This is a genomic window from Pseudoalteromonas sp. MelDa3, from assembly GCF_002863625.1.
Lineage (GTDB): Bacteria > Pseudomonadota > Gammaproteobacteria > Enterobacterales > Alteromonadaceae > Pseudoalteromonas > Pseudoalteromonas arctica.
In genome coordinates, this window is sequence record NZ_PJBR01000187.1 from 1 (window position 1) to 2,495 (window position 2,495).

Consider the following 2,495-nt stretch of genomic DNA (forward strand, 5'->3'; position numbering starts at 1 on the left):
AAAACTCTTATTGTACAAAATTCCTTGCTGGGGCAACTCAGATACAAAGTACTGTATATTATCAATCAATGGTTGAATTATATTTGTTTGATTGGTTTTAATTAACTCGTTGGACAACGTATTAATTAGTAGGTCGGCGGTATCTTCAAGCTGTTGCAAGTTCTCGTCTGTATGTGATTGAACAACAAAAAAATTATTTACAATAGCTTGAATGCGAGGAACGTATTTTGGGCGAATTATTTTAGCATCAAGTAGATCATTAAGCTTTGCTTTAAGGCGCGTATTTACATGCGAAACACGTTCATTAAATAGCTTTTTTCTAGCTTCTATCGCTTTTTTACGGTTACTCTCAATTTTGAGGTAACTGTATAAAAGTGTAATTAATAGCAGTAAAGCAAAGAATACTACATAAGTCATTGCTACTCGTTCCTAAATTAGTTGATTATTATTTTAAGCCGCCATTTTGCTTTATAGTACTAAATTTGGCAATAAAATTAGTACAAACGACTACCCCAATTCAGTTTTGTACGTAAAACGTTGTAGTAAGAGTAATTTTTTGGATGAATTAAGCGCAATTGTTTATCGGCTTTTTTAATTACTACCTCATCGCCGGGTAATACGGCGAGCACTACGTGGCTGTCGCAGCTTACCTGTAGGCTATCTGTATTTTCTAGGCTTAGCTTTAAACGAACTTCATTATCGGCATCTACCACTAAAGGTCTGCTAGATAAGGTATGAGGAAACATAGGTACTAACGATATAGCATTTAGTTCTGGCGTTAATATTGGACCGCCACCTGAAAGAGAATACGCCGTAGAGCCTGTGGGGGTTGATACTATTAAACCATCGGAGCGCTGAGAAAACACAAAGTCATTATTTATGAAAGCTTCAAATTCAATCATGTGCGCTACTTTATCGGCATGAAGTACCGCTTCGTTAACGGCTGAGTTTGCACTCTTCAATTCGTTGTGGCGATATACTTCTACTTCTAATAAAAAACGTTTTTCTTCAAGATACTCACCACTGAGTACTTGCTCTAAGCTCGCTTCAAACCCTTCAGGGTTTAAATCAGTTAAAAAGCCAAGGTTGCCTCTATTTACACCAATTACAGCAATATTAAAGCGCGCAAGTACGCGTGCTGCGCCAAGCATGTTACCGTCACCGCCTACAACAATGGCTAAATCGGCTTGTTCACCTAAGTCGACTAACTTAACGAGTTTGTCATGCGGAATATCGTCTAACTGACTCCCTGTGCGTTTTTCTACTATTACCTCAAAGCCAAGCGCAAGTAAAAAGGTATGTAAACGCTGAAGGGTAGCAGCGGCTCCCGGGTGATTAGGTTTGCCAATTAGGCCTATGGTGTTAAAAGGAGAGTCCATAATGTACGCACAAAGAGATTTAATAATAGTAGAGTAACTCAAAACAGAAGTGTTTGAAAATACAGATTATAGCAATACTATAAACCTTCAATTTTATTCGCAGTGAGTTAGCTGCACGACTTGAAAAAGAACTAAACGCCCCGATATCTCTTTCATGCAACAAGATGTAGATACCATGAAACTAAACCCACGAGATCAGCAAATTTTTTCAGCTGTTATGAACATGTACTGTAATGGTGAAGGCTTGCCTGTTCCATCAACAAAAATTGCCAAGCTCAAAGGCATGGCAGTGTGTTCGGCTACGGTTCGTAATGCTATGGCTCGCTTAGAAAAAGTGGGCTTATTGTATTCACCTCATACATCCGCAGGGCGAGTGCCGACAAATGAAGGGTTTGATTATTGGTTTGACGAATTTTTTGTGCTTGCTGATATTGCTAATTATTGGCAACCACAGCAGTCACAACTCGTTGAGCTAGCGCATGGTTTGAGCCAAAAATACCAAGTATGTTGTTGTGTTGGTTTACCTCAAGCCAGTTCACAGCAAGTGTTTAGAGTAGAAGTGCTTGATTTTGATTCTACCGACTGGCTTATTTTATTAATAGATAGGGCAGGGCAGAGTCACAATATTTGTATTGATAAACCTCATGATTCGTCAGACTCTGTTCGTTATCAATTTGCCACGTGGTTGAATACTGTATTTAGCCAACAAACCTTAATGGAAGGTTTGTACCGTATGCAAGCTATGGCAAATACAGCGCCTCGAAATTGTCATGATTCGCTTAATCAATGGACGCGACAACTAAGCCAAAAATTAGGCTCAGATAATAGTATTGTTGTTGGTGAAAATTACCTCTACAAACAAATCGATTGCGAACAAAGTTTAAATATTGGTGTTTCGTTTTTAAATTATGTAGAAGATAAGCTTGCTTTTAAAAATGGTGTATCGGTACTTAATAGCGAAAAATTACCTTTTACTGAGTGCGATGAATTAATTGTAATAAGCGTGCCGTACTTTAAAAATCAAGAATATCAAAGCCGTTTTTGTATAATTTGTCCTAAATCAGCGCAGATTGAAGAAATAATTCAAGAATTTAAATTAATTGAGGCATCTAACTC

Annotated in this window: 3 protein-coding genes; 1 reads left to right on the plus strand and 2 read right to left on the minus strand. The window is 37.8% G+C overall.

Annotated features, from left to right (window positions below; genetic code table 11):
• Together CXF89_RS18930 and nadK are read right to left on the minus strand one after the other, a co-directional pair.
• The coding region (locus CXF89_RS18930; RefSeq protein ID WP_121955463.1) for a hypothetical protein at positions 1-417 on the minus strand (417 nt) is incomplete at its 3' end.
• Between the two features lie 77 nt (positions 418-494).
• Positions 495-1,379: an NAD(+) kinase gene (gene nadK, locus CXF89_RS18935; RefSeq protein WP_004335384.1), complete on the minus strand. Its 885-nt coding sequence runs from the start codon at positions 1,377-1,379 to the stop codon at positions 495-497.
• Between the two features lie 154 nt (positions 1,380-1,533).
• Between nadK and CXF89_RS18940 the strand changes: the two genes are divergently transcribed.
• Positions 1,534-2,495, plus strand: a 962-nt coding sequence (locus CXF89_RS18940) for an HrcA family transcriptional regulator (protein ID WP_024590838.1), incomplete at its 3' end; no start/stop codon positions are given.

Excerpts from the sequence above, each read along its gene's own strand:
- nadK (WP_004335384.1), bottom strand. The coding sequence starts at position 1,379 with ATGGACTCTCCTTTTAACACCATAGGCCTAATTGGCAAACCTAATCAC.